Genomic DNA, 15656 nt, shown 5'->3' on the forward strand with positions numbered 1-15656 from the left:
TGATTCCTTGGTGATCAGGGTTGTTTGGTGCGGCGGCTGAGGCGCGCGAGCGGGCTCACCTCGCCGAACAGGCCGCGCGGGCGCAGCAGCAGCATCAGGCAGAGCCCCAGGCCGATCGCAACGATCTGCAAGGCGGCAGCCCGCGCCTGCTCTTCGGGCGGCACGAAGGCGGAGACGGCAGCGGCCGTGAGCGCCCAGAGCCCCCAGACGAGAATGGCGCCGGCAATCGCGCCGCGATTGTTGCCCGAGCCGCCGACGATCAGCATGGCCCAGACCTGGAAGGTGAGCACCGGCATGTAGTTGTCGGGTGCGATAAAGCCGATGAAATGTGCCTGGGCAGCGCCAGCAAGGCCCATGATCGCGCCGCCGAGGGTAAAGGCCTGCAGGCGAAAGCGGACAGGCCGCTTGCCAAGCGCCTGGGCGGCCACCTCGTCTTCTCGGATCGCCCGCAAGACGCGTCCCCAGGGGCTGCGCGACAGGTGCTGCAGACCGAGATAGAGCACCAGCACAACAAGCGCCATGAGAGCGCAGTTGGCGAGACTGAAAAGCAGTGCATCGCCCTGCAGATCGGCGAAGGGACGCGGAATGAAACCGATCCCGAAGGCTCCGCCGGTCACGCTTTGAAGATTGAGCATGCAGAGCTGAACGGTGACGGCCACGCCGAAGGTGGCGATTGCCAGATAATCGGATCTCAACCGGATCGTCAGCGCGCCAACGGCCCAGGACAACGCTCCCGAGAGAATGGCAGCCCCCAGCCAGCCCACAGCAATCGGCAGTCCGAAACCGCCAAAGCGTTCCGCAGTATCAGGAGTGGTGAGGATGGCCGACGTATAGGCCCCGACCGCGACGAAGGCCGCGATGCCGACATTGAACAGGCCTGTCATGCCCCACTGAATATTCAGCCCCAGGCAAATGATCGCATAGGTAAAGGCCATGGTCAGGAAGAAGGCGCCATAGGCGATTAGATCGATGCTCATGCCGCTTTTCCAAAAAGGCCGCGGGGCCGGACGAGAAGGACCGCAATCAGGATGGCAAAGGAGACTGCCGCACGCCATTCTGCGCCAATGAGCTGGACCGTGAAGGCCTCGGCGAGGCCGATCAGCAGGCCGGCGATCATGGCACCGGGGACCGAACCGATACCGCCGAGGATCGCGGCTGCAAACAAGGGCAGCAGCAGGTCATGCCCGAGATAGGGGCGGATCTGGATGATCAGCCCGCTCATGATGCCGGCGATACAGGCAAGTGCAGCACCGAGAAACCAGGCCGTTCGGATGACCCGGCGGACATCGATGCCGGCGATACCGGCAAGACCCGGGTTTTCGCTAACAGCGCGCATCGCCCGGCCGATATCGGTCCGCGTCATGACGAGGTGAACGGTGACGACCGAAATCAGCGCCACGGCCAGCATGGCCAGCTGGTCCGGCGTCGCTCTGAGGCCCAGGCCGAGCTTCATGGCGATCTGCAGCGCCTGGCTGAAATAGGCGGGCTTCGAGGTAAACAGGAATTCCAGCAGACTGCGCAGTGCAAGCGATGCGCCGAAGCTTGCCATCACCATGATGATGATGGCGCTGCCGCGTCGCCGGAAACTCGAAAAGAGTGCCGCATCCACCGCCAGTGCAAGTAGCCCCGTCAGTGCGATGGCGAGGAGCGCTGCGATCGGAAGCGACCAACCAAAGGAGAACGGGCCGAGCGGCGTGGTCATCCCTGCCCCGAGCACGCCAAGGGCACTGCTGACGCCGAGTGCGAGATAGGCGCCCCAGGACAGAAGCTCGCCATGGGCGAAATTGGCAAAGCGGAGGATCGAGTAAGTCAGGGTAACGCCGACGGCGCCCAGCCCGATGATTGCGCCTGCAATCAGCCCGTCCATCAGGAATTGCGGGTTCATCTCGACACCCCCTCGGCTGCACGGCCCGTGGTCCCGAGATAGATCTGCCCGATCAGTGGATCATCGGCGAGTTCCGCCGGTGTGCCCTCGTGCCGAATAACGCCCTCGGCCAAGATCACGGCACGGTCGGCAATCGCCATGGCCGCCTTCACGTTCTGCTCGACCAGAATGATCGTCACGCCCTCGCCATTGATACGCTTGAGCATGGAAAAGACTTCGCCGACGATTTTAGGGGAAAGACCGGCAGACGGTTCATCGAGGATCAGCACCGGCGGATCAAGCGCCAGTGCCCGCGCCACGGCCAGCATCTGCCGCTGACCGCCGGAGAGCGCCCCGGCAAGCCGTTTCGGCTGGATTGCGAGATCGGGAAAACGGCTCAACATCGTCTCGATGACAAGGCGGCGCGCGTCTTTCGGCAGGAGAGAGACCGCGATCTGCAGGTTCTCCAGAATGCTCATGCTGGCAAAGACATTCTCCGTCTGCGGCACGAAGGCCAGACCTTCCGCCACTTTGCGATGGGGCGCGACATCCGTGATGTCCCGCCCGGCAAGGTGGACCCGGCCCGAATGCACGGGCACCATGCCGGCGATCGCCTTGACGAAGGTAGACTTGCCTGCACCGTTCGGGCCCAGAAGCACGACAAGTTCGCCCCGTGCGACAGCAAGATCGACGCCGCGAACTATGGGGAGGTCCGGCTCGTAGCCTGCGACCAGCGCCGAGGTTGCAAGAACGGCGTCTGTCATGCACCACCACCGAGATAGGCTTCGATGACTGCGGGATTGGCGGAAACGTCAGCCGGTGATCCCTCGGCCAGCAGCTTGCCGAGCGCCATCGCAATAACGCGCGAGCAGAGCCTGGATACCATGTCCATGTTGTGTTCGATAAGCAGTATGGACTTGCCCTCCGCGTTCAGCGCCACCACACGATCCATGATCACCTCGAGCAAGGCGGGGTTCACGCCGGCGGCCGGTTCATCGAGCAGGATCACCTGCGGGTCGGCCATCAGGACGCGCGCCAGTTCCAGAAGCTTGCGCTGCCCGCCGGACAAGACGCGGGCGGGCTCGTGGGCAAGCCGCGATAGCGTGACGAACTCGAGCATGACATGCGCCTTTTCAAGCGCCGCCTTCTCCTCGCGGCGCACCAGACCCGGCCGGAGAAAATTGGAAAACAGCCGTTCTCCCGTCTGCTTCTGAGCGCCGACCAGCACGTTTTCCAGCACGCTCATCTCGGAGAATGGACGTGGGATCTGGAAGGTCCGTGCGACCCCATGCGCGATGCGCTGCTCAGGCGCTTGGCTAGAAATGTCTTGCCCCTCGATGAAGATCCCTCCGGAGCTGGGCTTGAGGCTGCCAGCCAGCAGATTGAACATCGTGGTCTTGCCTGCACCATTCGGACCGATCAGGCCGAGAATCTCTCCCTTGGCGAGCTGCAGCGACATGTCGGAAACCACGGTCAGCCCGTCAAAATGCTTCGTCACATGCCGCACTTCGATGGCTGGCGATGACGCGGCCGTTGGAAGGGACGCGGGTGATGGGGGCTGCACGACAGTCGCTTCCAAAATGAGCCTTGATTTGATCCGTGATGTTTGATCAAACTTTACGCTGACGCGAAAATCAACCGATATTTCCGAGGAGTTGAGGCGGAATGACGGATACGATCGCCCAGTCGGATGATCTGCTGACGCCTGTCGGCCGAGAGACGCTCCAGGATCGCGTCTACGAGCAGTTGCGCCGCACCCTGATCAATGGCGGCTTTGCCGCAGGCGATATGCTGCGGATCGTCGACATGGCGGACCGCCTGAAGACCAGCACCATGCCAGTACGCGAAGCGCTGGGTCGCCTAGTCTCCGAACAGGCCCTGGAGGCCCTGCCCAACCGCTCTGTCAGGGTCCCCCTGATCACCCGTGAACGTCTCGATGATCTGGAGCGTGCCCGCATCCTGATCGAGGGGCGTCTGGTGGCGCTCGCCTGTGACAGGCTGACGGCGGAGGACATCGAAGGCCTGAAACAGATCAACCGGGATTGCGAGGCAGCCTTTGAGCGGCATGGCCAGGACGTCGGCCCCGTTACCTCTGAAATCAACCATCGCTTCCATTTCCACATCTATCGCGCCGCCTCTTCGCGTGTGCTGATCCCGATGGTCGAGAGCCTTTGGCTGCAGTCCGGCCCGGTGGTCCGGGCCGCTGCCCATATCCATGACGAACAAGGCGGCCTTGCCGCGACGAACCACCACTGGACGCTAATCGCTGCTCTCGAAGCACGCGATGAAGAGGCTGCCGTGAACGCGCTCTCCAACGACATCGGTCGCTCCTTCGATCTCGTGCGAGGGCGCCTCGACGCTGGCGACGAAGCAGCGTGAGGGAAATCGATGGGCGCTAAAGACGATACCTTCGAGCTCTTTGATCTGCGTGTCGAGGTGGTGATCCCCGAAGACGGCGCCGTCTACTGCGGCGCCAGGCCAGGCGATTATTTCGAGCTGCAGGGCGAGATGCTTTATCTTCCGCCAGGACAAGGCATTTCGATCTACTCGCTCGCCTCCGTGCTTCCCCTTCTCGCCGCCAAGCAACGCCCCACCCATGCGCATGACTGGATGACAACGGATGCGGAGATCGCCTGTCCGGATCCCAACTGCTCATCCCGCTTGAGAATTCGCCGGACCGGGCTTCGCCGTTTCAGCCATGCAGCAACGACCGCCGTGCCCCTCGAAGGAAAAGAATAAGATGCAGCATATCTCCATCGCCCCCGGTTACGAAATCTCCCGCGTCATCCGCGGCGGCTGGCAGTTGGCGGGCGGCCATGGCGCCATCGATGCGGAGATGGCGATCGAGGATATGGTGGCCTTTGCCGATGCCGGCATCACCACCTTCGACTGCGCCGACATCTACACAGGCGTGGAAGATCTGATCGGACGGTTCAGGCTGCGCTACCGCGACCTGCACGGCCAGGCCGGACTCGATCACATTCGCGTTCACACCAAATTCGTACCCGATCTCGGCGTTCTCCCGACAATCTCAAAGGCCTATGTCGAGAAGGTGATCGACACGTCGCGCAAGCGGCTGAACATGGAGCGCCTCGACCTTGTCCAGTTCCACTGGTGGGACTACGAGATGCCAGCCTGGCTGGACACGCTCGGCTGGCTGAAGGAGCTGCAATCCGACGGGCGTATCGACAAGATCAGCGCCACGAACTTTGACAGCGACCATGTCACGGCGATCCTCGATGCCGGGATCCCGCTGACCTCGCTGCAGCTGCAGTATTCGCTGCTCGACCGGCGCCCGGAAAAGCGCATGGTCGGGCTCTCTGCTCAGTGCGATTTCGCGCTGTTCTGCTACGGCACGGTCGCCGGTGGCTTTCTCTCCGATCGCTGGCTTGGCAAGACGGAGCCAGAGCATCCGCTCGAGAACCGTTCGCTGACCAAATACAAGCTGATCATCGACGATCTCGGTGGCTGGGATCTGTTCCAGGCATTGCTTGCAACGCTTCGCAAGGTGGCGGACCGTCATGCGACCGACATCGCCACGATCGCCAGTGCCGCGATGCTCCGCCGGCCAGGCGTCACGGCGGTGATCGTCGGCGCGCGCAATCGCGATCACCTCGCCTCCAACCTCGCCATCTCCGATGTCGTCCTGTCCGATGCCGACCTGGCGGAGATCGAGACCGCCATGGCCGGCGCGCGCGAACTGGAAGGGGACGTCTATACGCTCGAGCGGGACCGCACCGGGCGCCACGGCAGCATCATGAAATATAATCTCAACAAAGGGGAATGACATGAGTAAGGGAAATCAACTGAAACGCCTCGTTCTGACATCGACCATGCTTGCCGGCCTTGCCGTCGGTGCTGCACCGGCCTTCGCGCAGGAATGCGACATCACGGTCGGTGTGGTCATGGAGCTCACCGGCCCTGCAGGGGAATATGGCAAAGCCGGCGCGAAATCCGTGGAAATGGCCTTCCGTGACTTCAACGAAGCGGGCGGCGTCGATGGCTGCAAGCTCGTGATGGACACGCGCGACAGCCAGAGCCAGGGCAATGTCGCCGTTGATCAGGCTACACAGCTCGTCAACATCAAGAAGGTGCCGGTCGTCATCGGCGGCATCATTTCCTCGGTCTCGATCCCGATCCTCACCTCCGTCACCGCACCTGCCGGTGTCGTTCAGGTCTCGCCGGCATCCTCTTCCCCAACGCTGACGGCCCTTGGGCGCGAAGGCAAGACCAATGGTGTGTTCTTCCGCACCATCACGTCTGACGCCCTGCAGGGAACGGCTGCCGCGAAATACGCGCTCGACCAGGGCATGAAGAAGATTGCGATCATTCACGTCAACAACGACTTCGGCAACAACCTGATGCAGGAGTTCACCGCAGCCTATACCAAGCTCGGCGGCACGATCACCTCGACGACACCCTATAACGAGAAGCAGGCCAGCTACTCGTCAGAAGCGTCGGTTGCAATGGAAGGTGAGCCGGATGCGCTCTATCTCATCTCCACGCCGGTGGACGGAGCAACGATTGCCCGCGCCTGGATTTCCGGCGGCGGCGTCCAGAAATTCTTGTTCAATGATGGCATGAACTCCAAGGATTTCATTGCCAGTGTCGGCCCGCAATATCTGAACGAGGCATACGGCACCTCTTCCGGTACCACGCCGACTGCATCGACCGAGTACTTCAACGCGAACTACGCGGAATTCTCCGGCGGCATCGAGCCATCGGCACCGGCCGCAGACCGCTCCTATGATGCCGGCGCGATTGTGGCTCTGGCGATCGCCAAGGCAGGCAAGGCCGACAAGGACGCGATCAAATCAGCGATTTCGGAAGTCACAGCACCCGGCGGCACGCCGATCTACGCCGGCAAGGCCGAATTCGAGAAGGCGCTCGGCCTGCTCAAGGACGGCAAGCCGATCAAATATGAAGGCGTCATCGGCCCTGTGAGCTTCGACCAGTACGGCGACATCACCGGACCCTTCAGGCTTTGGAAGATCACCGACGGAGAAGTAACGACTGTCGGCCAAATGGAGTCCGAGGCAGTGGCCGACATCAAGGCTAGCTTGGCGAAGTAAGTCTCAACAAGCGGTCAACACTGGGCGGCTCTCCAGCCGCCCAATCCCGCACTCCTCCCGGAACCCTTCCATGCCTTGATCCACGAACGGTTTCGCAAGGTAAGAGATGACGGTTCGCTCTCCCGTCTTGCTATAGACTTCAACGGGCATGCCCGGTGCGCGCTTTTCAGAATTTGACTTGAGATCCGCGGGTTCGAAACTGATGCGTGTCGCGCCGATCTGCCATTCCGCGGCGTCGACGAACACCGCTGTGTGCTCCTTAAGGAGGTAAGAGCGCTGCAGTCGAATCTCGCCAAAGGAAAAATTGCGGCCCATCAAGCCAAGGATAAGGCGCAAGAGATGGAACTAAGCCTCAAGGCGCAGTTAAATCGGGACCTGCTGGCCGGTCAGTTGTCGTGTGAGATCAACAGCTTCACCGGCTGGCGCCGCTGTTTGCCTGTGCCGACGGGCTTTTGCGAGATCGGCGTTTATGGAGGGTTTTTTTTGGTTGCGGGGGCCTGATTGCACTGAGACTTGCATAATTTCCACGTTGAGAGGGCCAAAGTTAGCCCTTTGTGGGGTAAGCATAATTATGGAACTTCACTGAAGCCTCGAGACGATTAAGCGTGTCGCAGTCGCCGAGCTCGATGACACCGCCGGGAATGAACACTGCTGTTGCTCGCAGGGCAAGTCTTGGGCTAGGCTGGTCGCTGATCTTGGATCGTGGTTGAAACCCTTGTCCCGATACAGTGCCTACCAGCATGACGAGACTTGAATGTCAAGGGACGCGGCCGCTCGTCTGGAGGCGCAAGGGGTGGAACTCAGCGGCAAGGGAGAGATCCAATGATCATTGAGCTTGGCCACTATGCCCTGGTGCTGGCACTCGCCACCTGTCTTGTCGTTTCCATTTTGCCCGTGATCGGCGCACGGCGCGGTGACGCAGCAATGATGGCGGTGGGTACCACCGGCACCTATGCAATGTTCGTGCTCGTCGCCTTCTCCTTCGCGGCCCTCACCTACGGCTACGTCTTCTCCGACTTCTCGGTGCAGAACGTCTTTGAGAACTCTCACTCCCTCAAACCGATGATCTACAAGGTATCCGGCGTCTGGGGGAACCATGAAGGCTCGATGCTGCTCTGGGTGCTGATCCTGACGCTGTTCAGCGCCATGGTCGCCTTTTTCGGCACCAATCTCCCGGACCGGCTGAAAGCGAATGTGCTGGCCGTACAGGCCTGGATCACGACGGCCTTCACGCTCTTCATTCTTCTGACGTCCAACCCCTTTATCCGCCTGTCGCCAATCCCGGCGGAGGGCCGGGATCTGAATCCGGTCCTGCAGGACATTGGTCTCGCGATCCATCCGCCGCTGCTCTATCTCGGCTATGTCGGCTTCTCGGTTTGCTTCTCCTTTGCGATCGCAGCATTGATGGACGGGCGCATCGACGCCGCCTGGGCGCGCTGGGTTAGGCCCTGGACGCTGGCTGCCTGGGTGTTCCTGACGGCCGGCATCGCCATGGGCTCCTACTGGGCCTACTACGAGCTCGGCTGGGGTGGTTGGTGGTTCTGGGATCCGGTCGAGAACGCCTCCTTCATGCCCTGGCTGGCGGGCACGGCCCTTCTGCATTCGGCGCTCGTGATGGAGAAGCGCGATGCCCTGAAGATCTGGACAGTGCTGCTCGGCATCATCGCCTTTTCGCTGTCCCTGCTCGGCACCTTCCTCGTACGGTCAGGCGTGCTGACCTCGGTGCACGCCTTTGCGAACGACCCGACGCGCGGTGTCTTCATTCTCGGCATTCTCGTGATCTTCATCGGCGGGGCCTTCACCCTTTTTGCGCTGCGCGCGCCGATGCTAAGGGCCGGCGGCCTGTTCCAGCCGATCTCGCGTGAAGGTGCGCTGGTTCTCAACAACCTGATTCTCACCGTCTCCACCGCGTCTGTTCTGATCGGCACGCTCTATCCGCTGTTTCTGGAGACGCTGACGGGCGAGAAGATCTCAGTCGGGCCGCCCTTCTTCAACATCACCTTTGGGTTGCTCATAATACCCCTCCTGCTCGCGATGCCCTTCGGGCCATTCCTCGCCTGGAAGCGCGGCGATCTACTAGGTGCGCTGCAGCGGCTCTACGTGGCGGCGGCGGTCTCGCTCATGCTTGGCCTCGGTTTCTGGTACGCCCAGAATGGTGGACCTGTCATGGCGGTGGCAGGGCTTGCGCTCGCCTTTTTCGTCATGGGCGGCGCGGTATCCGATCTCTGGTATCGGGCAGGCTTTGGCAAGCATCCGCTGTCCACCGCCTGGAGTCGACTGAAGGGCCTGCCGCGGTCGGCCTTCGGCACGTCACTTGCGCATTTCGGCATGGGTGTGACCGTGCTCGGCGTCGTGGCCGTCACCACCTTCGAGACGGAAACCGTGGTCGAGATGAAGCCGGGCATGACGGTGGAGGCCGGCGGTTATGTCATCACCTTCGACGGCATTCGCGCCGCGACGGGACCGAACTATACCGAAGACCAGGGGCATTTCACCATCCGCGAAGATGGTGTCGAGGTGGCCGATGTCTGGTCGTCGAAGCGGCTCTACACGGCCCGCCAGAGCCCGACGACGGAAGCCGGCATCGTCACCTTCGGCTTCAGCCAGCTCTACATCTCGCTGGGTGACCCAATGGCCGCGGGGGGCATTGTCGTACGTGTCTGGTGGAAGCCCTGGATCCTCTGTATCTGGTCCGGTGCCATCGTGATGATGGCTGGTGGCATCGTCTCGCTCTCTGATCGCCGTTTGCGAGTCGGCGCGCCGAAGCGAACCAAGGCCTCGGTACGGCCGTCGTTAGGGGTCAGCTGAGTGCACGAACAGACGGGCACCTCCGCTTCCTGCGCGAATTAGACGAAGGCACCATCCCGGCCCGGCACAAGGCGGCATACATTGTTCAGGCAGCCTTGCTCGACCCAAACTTTGGTGCCAGACGAATGTAAGCCAACTGGCTCAGCAGTTCGATCAGTGTCTGCGTGACAATTATGGCTGGAAGAATCGGTACAGCGCCCGGGACAGCGAAAGCCAGCGGCAGGACGACCAGAGAGTTGCGCGTGGCGGCACTGAATGCGACGGCACGGCCCGCTGGCGCATCAAGCCGGAACAACTCACTCATACCCCACCCCGCCAAGGGCGCAGCAACCGCGTATGCCACGTATATTGGCACAACACGGAAAGTGGCATCGAGTGCGGGGCCGAGTTGCGGTACGACGGCAGCAACCACGACAAAGAGTACGAACGCTGTCGCAGGAACCGGAAGCAGCCCCAAAACCGCCGACGCACGCTCCCCGGCCACACTTCGGCCGGCCCAGAACTGGATGAGGACGGCGAAGACAAGCGGGACTGCGATCAGCCAGACGAACGCGTGGAAAAATGGTCCGGCTTTGATAAGAGACCCGGCCTCGGGACCGAGGAAAACGCTCAAATAGACGGGCAACAGTAGCATTTGGGCGATCAGGAGCGCGGGTGTTGCTGCCAGCAGGAGACGGGCGTCGGCGCGGCCAAGATGCGAGAACGTAACAACATAGTCGATGCATGGGGCGAGAAGGACGAGCAAGACGCCAAGCCGTATCATCGGATCGGGTGGAAGAAACGGTACGAGAACTCCCACCAGCACAGGCATGACAACAAAATTCGCCAGAAGCAGGACGCCAAGGAAGCGGAACCGCGCGAGGGCCATCCGAAGTTCCGCAAGCGGAACCTGAAGGAAGGTCACAAACAACATGAACGCCAGCGACGGATTTATGCCGATCTCAAGTGCGGTTGTTCCGGAAATCGAGAGAGCCGCCAAAGCGCCAAGGACAACTGCGCCAAAGTAGATCCGGACCTGATGATTTTCGAGGGTCTCACGGAGGGTCAACGGAGCGCTTTCAGTTTTCATTTCAGGCCGGACGAAGCTAGCCAAGTCCGAGAACGATGACCACCCTTGCTATCCCGTGGTCTAGTCTTCGAACACTTCTGGTGCCAGCTCATTGCAGACAGCAAAAGGAATGGCGGGCCTGGAGAACTGGACAGGGAGTCGGACAGAAAAGTCCGATTGCCAGGATCACCTGAAGGCTCCCCTTATATGTCGCAAGTCGGTTGATTTGAGTAAGTCGACCTGCGCCGTAGATCAGCGTGAAAGTTTGAAAGGGCTGGGTATAGGTCGGTCCGGGTCGTGTCAGGCTTTGCGGTATTCATGCGCTATTCTCTGCCTTTCCATCGTGACCAGACATGAAACTACTGACGACTTCAATTGGATTGTTCTCCAATTTTCGGGATCCCGACAGCTATCCGATTTATCCGCCACCATGCGAAGACCGACAGGAGGAGCATTGCAGCAAGTAAGACAACACTTGCAAAGCCCCAGCCGGTTTCCACCGCCTCGTCGATCTGTGCGCCGAAAACGAAGCCCGCCATAACCAGGCAGACGGTCCAAACTATTGCTGATCCTGCATTCAGAACTGTAAACTTTGCCCATGACATTGATCCGAGACCAACCGGAAGCGCGCCGATGGTCCGCATACCCTTGGGATATCTGTAAAGAAAGATGTAGGCCCAACCGTACTTTGCAACTAGGATTTTCGCGCCCGCATAGGCCTTTTCAGCAAAAGGCCACCTCGTTAACCACGCATCCCCGTATCGTCTGGCGATAAAGAACCGTGCTTCGTCCCCGAGATAGCCGCCGGCAAAGGTTACGGCTAAAACAAGGGACAAGTCCAAAGCTTGTGTTTGAGCCGCATAGCCCGCGAACAATGGAAGACTACCGCTTTTCAGCATGCAATATGCAAAAAGCAGGATGTAGATCCATGTACCGTATTCTTGTAGTAGATCAGACAAGCCGTCCATATCGCTTCACCAAGTCAAATCGCAGGCACAAACAGAAACTCTTTTGTGTACGATCTACACGATCTATCGGATGTTTTCCTTCGCATGGCCTGCCTGGTGAGTGCACGACCATCGGGCATCTGGTTCAGTTTGGCAGAGCCCGCGCACGAACTGAGGCTGCCGGTGTTTTCCAACAGCCTCTACCTGACAGCGCCAGGAGAATGCGGATAACCGGAGTCGGCCCCTACATGGCACAGGCCTTGCATGCCTGACCCGACTTCAGGCCGCTGAACTGTTGAGGGGCTTCACGGTTTTCTCCGTCTAAGCCTCAGAGAAGGGAGGCAGGCTGGTAACGACGATGGGGGTTTTGCCTGGCACTCGACCATACAAGTCGACAACGTCCTGATTGATCATACGGACACACCCCGAGGATACCGACTTGCCAATCGTCCACCATTCTGGCGATCCATGGATGCGGTATAGCGTGTCTTCGCCATTCTGAAAAATGTAAAGCGCACGCGCGCCCAAAGGATTCTCGAGGCCAGGTGGCATACCACCATTGGCAATGCTATAGGGCGCAAGTTCTGGCTGTCGAGCGACCATCTCGTCAGGTGGCGTCCAGCGCGGCCACTGACGTTTGTACTGGATGACCCCCTTGCCCGACCATTCGAACCCCTGCCGGCCGAGACCGACGCCGTATCGCATCGCCTGTCCGCCCTCGTAAGTCAGGTAGAGAAAGTAATTGGCCGTATCCACGACCAATGTGCCTGGCCGCTGTCCAGTCGGATCACTCACCATCTGCCGGTAATAGCGCTTGGCGATCTTCTGGTAGGGTATAGCAGGCAGCGGGAACTGTTCGTTCAGTATTGGTCCATAGGTGATTTCCAGAACCGGATGGGCGGTGGGCACGATTTCAGACTGTGTCGTCTCCACGGTCGTTCTCGAGCAGCCAGTCAATACAGCCGCCGCTGCCCCAGCACCGCCGATAACGAAGCCTCGTCGTGTCAATTTCCCAGACTGCAATGTATTTCCTCTCGAAGGTTGAAGTTCTGGCTTAAGAGCCGGTCATCAGATTGCGGATTTTCTTCATGCGAACCTCGCGGGATTCATGCATGTCGAGCGTTCCTTTGAAGCTCCCATTGGCGTCCATCATGTATACGCCAGCCGTATGGTCCATTGTGTAGCTTCCATCTTCGGTCGGAACCTTGCGTGCATAGGCGGAGAAAGCTTTAACAGCCGTCGCTGTTTGCTCCGGCGTTCCCCGAAGGGCAAGGATTCGACGGTCGAAGGATGTCATGTACTCGTTCAGCAACTGCTGAGTATCTCTCTCGGGGTCAACGCTGATGAATACAACGTTGAAACCGCTCGCAGCCGGCCCGAGTTCATTCATCAGGTCACTCAACTCGAACAACGTTGTGGGGCAGATGTCTGGGCAGTGCGTAAAGCCAAAAAACGCCAAATACGGCTTTCCCTTGAGGACAGCGTTGTCGATCACTTGGCCCCGGTGCGAAACCAACTCAAATGGGCGACCGATCGCAGGGGTAGAGGACGTGTCTGGCTCACCACGTTTGCCGCCACCCGACTGCAGCAAATAACCTATAATCAGTAGCAATGTGAAGATCGCAACCACACACCACGCCACAAGTCGAAACGCTCTGAGAGCTTTCATCTAATTCCCTGCCGACATTCACCCTGAAGAACCTCTTGGAGCAGTCCTAATCCCTCTAGTAGCTTGAGGTTCAAGGCAAGTGGCGAAGAAAATCGAAATTCTCCTCAGTCATGTCGCTGTCATCCACATCGGACAGAAAGCGCCCTTGACCCTCAAGCTACTAGAGGTTTCATACTGACGAGCATCAATGAGCGACAGGAATGGCAGAGAAGTGGTGAAAACTAACGACGGCGCATGGCTTGCGATCTTTAGCGCGTGGATAATTGCCATGGGTTCGACGCTCGGCGCACTGTTTATCGGTGAGGTCATGGGGCAAGCGCCATGCGATCTCTGTTGGCACCAGCGAGCTTTCATGTTTCCATTGGCAGTGCTGCTCGCCGTCGCCGCTTTCCGCTCTGATGCCCGCGCCTGGATCTATGCCGTTCCGCTGGCAGCGGTGGGATGGTCGATCGCGGCATTTCACAACCTTCTTTACTTCAACATCATCCCCACGGCCATCAAGCCTTGCGGCCAGGGGCCATCCTGCTCGGGCTCGGGTATGCTCCTCTTCGGAACCCTGCCCATTCCGCTCCTGTCGCTTGGCGCGTTTACTGTCATCATCGTCCTACTTCTAATCGTGCGCCGGAGAACACCAGCATGAACAGACGCACTTTCGTTATCGCTTCGGCTTCGGCCGCGATTGCCGTTTTCGCAGGCGGCGCGGCCCTCTATGATGGGCTTACGCCAGAAGCGGAGCCAGCGCCCTCTCCAATGCCGGGGAACAATACCCTCGTCAGAATGCACTCGCCGGTCATGGGGCCGGTTTCGGCGCCTGTGACAATTGTCGAGTTTTTTGATCCGTCATGTGAGGCGTGCCGGGCCTTTTATCCGCTCGTGAAGCAGATGATGATGCAGACCGGAAATGACGTGCGACTTGTCCTGCGATACACCGTATTCCACGAAGGTTCCGACGATGCCGTGCGCATATTGGAGGCCGCGCGCAAACAAAACCTGTTTGAACCGGTCCTAGAAGCGATACTGGAACAGCAGCCTGTCTGGGCCGATCATGGCAGACCAGATCTAGAAAAGGCATGGCAGATTGCGGCGATGGCCGGACTTGATGTCGAGCAGGGAAAGAAGGATGCGGCGTCCCCCGCGATCGACAATATTCTTGCCCAGGATATGGCCGATGTTCAGGCCAACAATGTGAAACAGACCCCGACCTTTTTCGTGAACGAAAAGCCTCTCACAGAGTTCAGTCCGCAAGGTCTTTTCACCCTGGTGAAGGCTGAAATCGATGCCAGCAAGGCAGGATCCTGACCTCGGAGACCGGACCGGAATTCATGAGTGGACATCACCACGATCATGGAGCGGATGCAGGAGACAAGCGTATAGGGGGAGCAATTCTCGTAAACGTGCTCCTTACTTTTGCGCAGATTGCCGGCGGCATCTTCTCCGGCAGTCTTTCCCTGATCGCGGATGCGCTCCACAACTTCAGTGACGCTGCATCACTTGTGATCGCGTATGGTGCACGTCGGATCGCGCGCCGCCGTGCTGACGAAAGAATGACGTTCGGCTATGTTCGTGCGGAAATCGTCGCATCGCTGATCAACTACACGACTTTGATCGTCATTGGGCTCTATCTCGTGTATGAAGCGGTCATGCGGTTCATCACACCGGCGCCGATAGAAGGGTGGACGGTCGTGATCGTCGCTGGCATCGCGCTCGTCATCGATTTGATTACAGCCATGCTCACCTACACCCTTTCAAAAACCAGCATGAATATCCGCGCCGCTTTCTTGCACAATGTGTCGGACGCGCTTGGATCGGTGGGTGTGATTATTGCCGGCACGCTTGTGCTAATATACGGCTGGACATGGATTGACCCAGCGATCACCCTCATGATCGCAGCCTACATACTCTGGCAGGCCTTCACTGAGATCGGAGGATCGATCAAAATCCTGATGATGGCGGCGCCTGAGGACGTAAATGTGAACGAACTTGTTTCAGACATGCGTTCCGTCGAAGGCGTCCAGGAGGTGCACCATGTCCATGTGTGGCGGATCGATGAAGATCACAAGGCATTGCAAGCGCATCTCGTTGTGACGGAGTCATCTCTGCGCGGTGCTGCTGAAGTGAAAGGCGCAATGCGAAAAATCCTGCGGGACAGGCACGGTATCGGCCACAGCACTCTGGAAATCGAAACGCCAGAGGACGGTTGCGAAGACGGCGTACAGGTCATCGGTCATAATGTTGTAGGGACCTGAGA

18 protein-coding genes are annotated in these 15656 nt (G+C 59.5%); 9 read left to right on the forward strand and 9 right to left on the reverse strand.

Features of this window, described 5'->3' with window-relative positions:
* Positions 1 to 14 precede the first annotated feature (14 nt).
* Genes FAA86_RS15770 through FAA86_RS15785 form a run of 4 tightly spaced genes read right to left on the reverse strand, consistent with a single transcriptional unit; the run spans position 15 to position 3362 of the window.
* A complete protein-coding gene (locus tag FAA86_RS15770) occupies positions 15 to 977 on the reverse strand; it encodes a branched-chain amino acid ABC transporter permease (protein ID WP_136542133.1) in 963 nt (320 codons plus the stop codon).
* A complete protein-coding gene (locus FAA86_RS15775; protein WP_136542135.1) occupies positions 974 to 1885 on the reverse strand; it encodes a branched-chain amino acid ABC transporter permease in 912 nt (303 codons plus the stop codon). Before FAA86_RS15775 ends, FAA86_RS15770 begins: the two co-directional genes overlap by 4 nt.
* Complete coding sequence (locus FAA86_RS15780; protein WP_136542137.1) at positions 1882 to 2628, reverse strand: ABC transporter ATP-binding protein; 747 nt, start codon at positions 2626 to 2628, stop codon at positions 1882 to 1884. Before FAA86_RS15780 ends, FAA86_RS15775 begins: the two co-directional genes overlap by 4 nt.
* On the reverse strand, positions 2625 to 3362 hold the full coding sequence (locus FAA86_RS15785) for an ABC transporter ATP-binding protein (RefSeq protein WP_246035103.1): 738 nt from the start codon (positions 3360 to 3362) through the stop codon (positions 2625 to 2627). Before FAA86_RS15785 ends, FAA86_RS15780 begins: the two co-directional genes overlap by 4 nt.
* 167 nt (positions 3363 to 3529) lie before the next feature.
* Between FAA86_RS15785 and FAA86_RS15790 the strand changes: the two genes are divergently transcribed.
* From FAA86_RS15790 to FAA86_RS15805, 4 genes are read left to right on the forward strand one after another with little or no spacing between them, the layout of a single operon-like run.
* On the forward strand, positions 3530 to 4243 hold the full coding sequence (locus FAA86_RS15790) for a GntR family transcriptional regulator (protein ID WP_136542141.1): 714 nt from the start codon (positions 3530 to 3532) through the stop codon (positions 4241 to 4243).
* A gap of 9 nt (positions 4244 to 4252) precedes the next feature.
* A complete protein-coding gene (locus FAA86_RS15795; protein ID WP_136542143.1) occupies positions 4253 to 4603 on the forward strand; it encodes a TIGR04076 family protein in 351 nt (116 codons plus the stop codon).
* Between the two features lies 1 nt (position 4604).
* A complete protein-coding gene (locus FAA86_RS15800; RefSeq protein WP_136542145.1) occupies positions 4605 to 5651 on the forward strand; it encodes an aldo/keto reductase in 1047 nt (348 codons plus the stop codon).
* Between the two features lie 46 nt (positions 5652 to 5697).
* Complete coding sequence (locus FAA86_RS15805; RefSeq protein ID WP_136542193.1) at positions 5698 to 6936, forward strand: ABC transporter substrate-binding protein; 1239 nt, start codon at positions 5698 to 5700, stop codon at positions 6934 to 6936.
* Positions 6937 to 6939: 3 nt separating this feature from the next.
* Here FAA86_RS15805 and FAA86_RS15810 read toward each other — a convergent pair whose 3' ends face one another.
* Complete coding sequence (locus FAA86_RS15810) at positions 6940 to 7182, reverse strand: hypothetical protein (RefSeq protein WP_136542147.1); 243 nt, start codon at positions 7180 to 7182, stop codon at positions 6940 to 6942.
* 6 nt (positions 7183 to 7188) lie between these two features.
* On the opposite strand from FAA86_RS15810, the gene FAA86_RS24640 reads away from it, so the two are divergent.
* Together FAA86_RS24640 and FAA86_RS15815 are read left to right on the forward strand one after the other, a co-directional pair.
* Positions 7189 to 7437 carry a hypothetical protein gene (locus FAA86_RS24640; protein WP_167495008.1) on the forward strand — a complete coding sequence of 83 codons (249 nt, stop codon included), beginning with the start codon at positions 7189 to 7191 and terminating at the stop codon, positions 7435 to 7437.
* Between the two features lie 321 nt (positions 7438 to 7758).
* Positions 7759 to 9744 (forward strand): heme lyase CcmF/NrfE family subunit, encoded by a 1986-nt coding sequence (locus FAA86_RS15815; protein WP_136542149.1) that lies wholly within the window; start codon positions 7759 to 7761, stop codon positions 9742 to 9744.
* Positions 9745 to 9829: 85 nt separating this feature from the next.
* Here the strand turns inward: FAA86_RS15815 and FAA86_RS15820 are convergent, their stop codons facing one another.
* The 4 genes from FAA86_RS15820 to FAA86_RS15835 all read right to left on the reverse strand — a co-directional run bounded on the left by FAA86_RS15820 (position 9830) and on the right by FAA86_RS15835 (position 13408).
* Positions 9830 to 10792 carry an arsenic resistance protein gene (locus FAA86_RS15820; RefSeq protein ID WP_246035104.1) on the reverse strand — a complete coding sequence of 321 codons (963 nt, stop codon included), beginning with the start codon at positions 10790 to 10792 and terminating at the stop codon, positions 9830 to 9832.
* A 371-nt stretch (positions 10793 to 11163) separates the two neighbouring features.
* A complete protein-coding gene (locus FAA86_RS15825) occupies positions 11164 to 11760 on the reverse strand; it encodes a DedA family protein (protein WP_113462171.1) in 597 nt (198 codons plus the stop codon).
* A 300-nt stretch (positions 11761 to 12060) separates the two neighbouring features.
* The gene (locus FAA86_RS15830) at positions 12061 to 12762 is read right to left on the reverse strand and encodes a L,D-transpeptidase (RefSeq protein ID WP_167495009.1); all 702 of its coding nucleotides are present in this window, start codon (positions 12760 to 12762) and stop codon (positions 12061 to 12063) included.
* Between the two features lie 31 nt (positions 12763 to 12793).
* Positions 12794 to 13408, reverse strand: a complete 615-nt coding sequence (locus FAA86_RS15835; protein ID WP_112828966.1) for an SCO family protein — start codon at positions 13406 to 13408, stop codon at positions 12794 to 12796.
* Positions 13409 to 13595: 187 nt separating this feature from the next.
* Between FAA86_RS15835 and FAA86_RS15840 the strand changes: the two genes are divergently transcribed.
* Genes FAA86_RS15840 through FAA86_RS15850 form a run of 3 tightly spaced genes read left to right on the forward strand, consistent with a single transcriptional unit; the run spans position 13596 to position 15654 of the window.
* Positions 13596 to 14048, forward strand: coding sequence for a disulfide bond formation protein B (locus FAA86_RS15840; protein ID WP_136542151.1), 453 nt, complete (start codon positions 13596 to 13598; stop codon positions 14046 to 14048).
* The gene (locus FAA86_RS15845; RefSeq protein WP_136542153.1) at positions 14045 to 14707 is read left to right on the forward strand and encodes a DsbA family protein; all 663 of its coding nucleotides are present in this window, start codon (positions 14045 to 14047) and stop codon (positions 14705 to 14707) included. The genes FAA86_RS15840 and FAA86_RS15845 overlap by 4 nt, the downstream gene beginning before the upstream one ends.
* A gap of 23 nt (positions 14708 to 14730) precedes the next feature.
* Positions 14731 to 15654: a cation diffusion facilitator family transporter gene (locus FAA86_RS15850; RefSeq protein ID WP_136542155.1), complete on the forward strand. Its 924-nt coding sequence runs from the start codon at positions 14731 to 14733 to the stop codon at positions 15652 to 15654.
* Positions 15655 to 15656 lie beyond the last annotated feature (2 nt).

It is taken from the genome of Rhizobium rosettiformans W3 (assembly GCF_004912135.1).
In the GTDB taxonomy this organism is placed as follows: domain Bacteria; phylum Pseudomonadota; class Alphaproteobacteria; order Rhizobiales; family Rhizobiaceae; genus Allorhizobium; species Allorhizobium rosettiformans.

Bases quoted from the DNA above. Each gene is read 5' to 3' on its own strand.
- FAA86_RS15770 (WP_136542133.1), bottom strand. From the start codon at position 977: ATGAGCATCGATCTAATCGCCTATGGCGCCTTCTTCCTGACCATGGCC.
- FAA86_RS15840 (WP_136542151.1), top strand. From the start codon at position 13,596: ATGAGCGACAGGAATGGCAGAGAAGTGGTGAAAACTAACGACGGCGCA.
- FAA86_RS15780 (WP_136542137.1), bottom strand. From the start codon at position 2,628: ATGACAGACGCCGTTCTTGCAACCTCGGCGCTGGTCGCAGGCTACGAG.
- FAA86_RS15805 (WP_136542193.1), top strand. From the start codon at position 5,698: ATGCTTGCCGGCCTTGCCGTCGGTGCTGCACCGGCCTTCGCGCAGGAA.
- FAA86_RS15815 (WP_136542149.1), top strand. From the start codon at position 7,759: ATGATCATTGAGCTTGGCCACTATGCCCTGGTGCTGGCACTCGCCACC.
- FAA86_RS15835 (WP_112828966.1), bottom strand. From the start codon at position 13,408: ATGAAAGCTCTCAGAGCGTTTCGACTTGTGGCGTGGTGTGTGGTTGCG.
- FAA86_RS15790 (WP_136542141.1), top strand. From the start codon at position 3,530: ATGACGGATACGATCGCCCAGTCGGATGATCTGCTGACGCCTGTCGGC.
- FAA86_RS15775 (WP_136542135.1), bottom strand. From the start codon at position 1,885: ATGAACCCGCAATTCCTGATGGACGGGCTGATTGCAGGCGCAATCATC.
- FAA86_RS15795 (WP_136542143.1), top strand. From the start codon at position 4,253: ATGGGCGCTAAAGACGATACCTTCGAGCTCTTTGATCTGCGTGTCGAG.
- FAA86_RS15845 (WP_136542153.1), top strand. From the start codon at position 14,045: ATGAACAGACGCACTTTCGTTATCGCTTCGGCTTCGGCCGCGATTGCC.
- FAA86_RS15800 (WP_136542145.1), top strand. From the start codon at position 4,605: ATGCAGCATATCTCCATCGCCCCCGGTTACGAAATCTCCCGCGTCATC.
- FAA86_RS15825 (WP_113462171.1), bottom strand. From the start codon at position 11,760: ATGGACGGCTTGTCTGATCTACTACAAGAATACGGTACATGGATCTAC.
- FAA86_RS15850 (WP_136542155.1), top strand. From the start codon at position 14,731: ATGAGTGGACATCACCACGATCATGGAGCGGATGCAGGAGACAAGCGT.